5 protein-coding genes are annotated in these 2546 nt (G+C 72.1%); 2 read left to right on the top strand and 3 right to left on the bottom strand.

The window, feature by feature from the left end:
- Window positions 1-233 (bottom strand): hypothetical protein (locus ESO86_RS15365; RefSeq protein ID WP_165307985.1); only part of this gene is annotated, 233 nt, incomplete at its 3' end.
- 175 nt (window positions 234-408) lie between these two features.
- On the opposite strand from ESO86_RS15365, the gene ESO86_RS15360 reads away from it, so the two are divergent.
- Complete coding sequence (locus tag ESO86_RS15360) at window positions 409-762, top strand: hypothetical protein (RefSeq protein ID WP_129235758.1); 354 nt, start codon at window positions 409-411, stop codon at window positions 760-762.
- A 51-nt stretch (window positions 763-813) separates the two neighbouring features.
- Window positions 814-1407 (top strand): 1-acyl-sn-glycerol-3-phosphate acyltransferase, encoded by a 594-nt coding sequence (locus tag ESO86_RS15355; RefSeq protein ID WP_129235757.1) that lies wholly within the window; start codon window positions 814-816, stop codon window positions 1405-1407.
- Between the two features lie 38 nt (window positions 1408-1445).
- Here ESO86_RS15355 and ESO86_RS15350 read toward each other — a convergent pair whose 3' ends face one another.
- Together ESO86_RS15350 and ESO86_RS19165 are read right to left on the bottom strand one after the other, a co-directional pair.
- On the bottom strand, window positions 1446-1655 hold the full coding sequence (locus tag ESO86_RS15350; RefSeq protein ID WP_129235756.1) for a dodecin: 210 nt from the start codon (window positions 1653-1655) through the stop codon (window positions 1446-1448).
- Window positions 1656-1758: 103 nt separating this feature from the next.
- Window positions 1759-2546, bottom strand: a 788-nt coding sequence (locus ESO86_RS19165; protein ID WP_165307983.1) for a hypothetical protein, incomplete at its 5' end; no start/stop codon positions are given.

Genomic DNA, 2546 nt, shown 5'->3' with positions numbered 1-2546 from the left:
GTCGCCGCGAGCGCTCCCGTCGGCGCGGGCGACGCGAGCTCCGCCACGAGCACCGCTCGGGCGCGAGTCAGCGTGTCGCGCCACGCCTCCGCGGCACGGCGACCGTCGGCGTCCGGGTATCGAGAGGGATGTCGAAGCCAGAACTCGCGCTGGTAGGCGTCGTCGATGAGCTCCATCGACAACGGGGCGTCGGGCGGGATCTGGAGGGTCGCGCGAGCGGCGTACGGGTCCACAGCGCGATCATAGGGACGACCACCGGCGCCCGGCATCCGCGCGAGGTCCCGGGCGGGCACTCGGAATCCGATCGATACACGGGCGGACCCGCGCGGATGCTGGTGACCGCGGCCCGCTGCGCGATAGCGTGACGGCGACGCCGCATCCCGGCGGCCCTGACGGACGGAGCACGATATGGCGACTCGACCCGGCGGCGTGACCCTCGTCGCGGTTCTCGCGTGGATCTCCGGACTGCTGCAGATCATCGGCGGCGTCCTCACCCTCACCGGAGGCGATTCGGCCGCGACCGGGTGGACGCAGGTGGTGATCGGGGCGATCACGTTCCTCGTCAGCCTCGGGCTGTTCCGCGGCAGCAACGGGGCGCGCATCCTCGTCTCCATCGTGTTCGTGCTGAACCTGATCACGGCCGTGTGGGCGATGATCGCGGTTCCGGCCGTGTTCTGGCCCGCACTGGTGGCCGCGCTGGTCGCCCTCATCGGGCTGCTGCTGCTCTACACGCGCGCGGCGAACGAGTTCTTCCGCAGCTGACGCGGAGGGCACATGCCGCTGCGAGCATGCTCGCTCGCATAGGGTTGCCGGATGCTCCGAGGTCTCGTCGCCCGCGTCTACTGGGCCTTCAGCAGGTGGTCGCTCGCGGGCGAGTCGGCTCCCGGCCGTCCGTCCGTCCTGATCGGCGCCCCGCACACCTCCAACTGGGACTTCGTGCTCATGCTCGCGATCGCATGGCACTACCGCATCGACGTGCGGTGGCTCGGCAAGAAGAGCCTGTTCAGCGGATGGCGCGGCCCGATCATGCGCGGACTCGGCGGCATCCCGGTCGACCGCGACGACCCGAGCCGGGTCGTCGGCGAGGTCGTGGCGCGGATCCACGCGGGCGAGGTGTTCGGGCTGGTCGTGACCCCCGATGGCACGCGCGGCTCGAACGACTACTGGAAGTCGGGCTTCTACCGCATCGCGCGCGAGACGGGGATGCCGGTGACCCTCGGGTTCGTCGACCGCACGACCATGACGACGGGCCTCGGCCCGACGTTCGAGCTCACGGGCGACGTCGCGTCCGACATGGACCGGATCCGCGCCTTCTACGCGGACAAGGCCGGCGTGCGTCCCGAGCTTCGCACCGAGCCGCGCCTGCGGAACGAGCCGCGCGACGACACCGCTGCGGGGCTCGGCTAGCTCCCGTCGCGGTCACGGCGCCGGCTGCGGCCGGTCCCCTACTCCTCGAGTCGGAACCCGACCTTCAGCGTGACCTGGAAGTGCGCGACGCCGCCCTCCTCGACGACACCACGCGTGGAGACGACCTCGAACCAGTCGACGTGCCGCAGCGTCGCGGTCGCTCGCGCGATGGCGTTTCGGATCGCGGTGTCCGTGCCCTCCGGCGAACTCCCGACGATCTCGGTGACGCGGTAGACGTGATCGCTCATGTGCCTCGGCTCCCCCTCCCGCACCGGCGCGGGATGCCTCGACCCTAGCCCGATCGTCCGGGCTCCGACAGGCCGCCCCGCTGTCCGAGTCCTCGGTGCCGGCCTACTCCGTCGAGAAGTCGAGCCGCTCCTCGGCGACCGCGACGACGGACCAGGCGCCGCCCTCGGCGTCGGTGAACTCGTACGCCGGGACGACGAGGACGCTGCCGTCGGACTGCCACTGGCTCGCGAGCCCGAGTCGGGCCTCGACGATGTCGACGTCGTTCACCGGCCACGAGATCGCGGTGCCGGGGGCCGGAACGGCGGGCGGCTCGGTCGGCGGCACCCACTCGGCGATGTCATCGCTCGCCTGCTCGCGGACCGCGAACGGCATGATGGTCATCTGCGCGCCGAACCGCGGGTCGGAGAGACGCTCGAACGCCTCCTGCTCGCTCACGACCGGGTAGTCGCCGAGCGGCACGAGTTCGGCGAGGGCACCGTAGGCGCTGTACAGGCCGTCCTGCGTGATCTCGACCGACCAGCCGGTGTCGACGCGCTGGCCGTCGACGACGGGCCACGCGGACGCCGTGCGGGTGACCGCGCCCTCCCACGTCTCGGAGGAGAACTCGTACGATCCGGGGTCGCGGCCGGCCGATGCGAGGAGGTCGCGCAGCGCGACGATCGCGGCATCCTCGCCGGGGAGGTCGCCTGTCGGCTCGCACACCCCGGTGCCCTCCTCGCAGACCCAGGGGTCCTTGCCGGGGTCCGAGTAGGAGAAGCTCATCGTGCCGTCGAGCGACACCCACAGCGTCGGCGCGGTGCCGTCCTGCGGGCCGACCGTCCAGGCGCCGTCGGCGAGCACGGGCTCCCCCGCGACGCCGAGCGCCGCGGCGAGCGCCGCGATCGTGTCGG

This window comes from Agromyces binzhouensis (genome assembly GCF_004135055.1).
GTDB classification, from domain to species: Bacteria; Actinomycetota; Actinomycetes; order Actinomycetales; family Microbacteriaceae; genus Agromyces; species Agromyces binzhouensis.
This window is presented reverse-complemented; position numbering and strand designations above follow the sequence as displayed.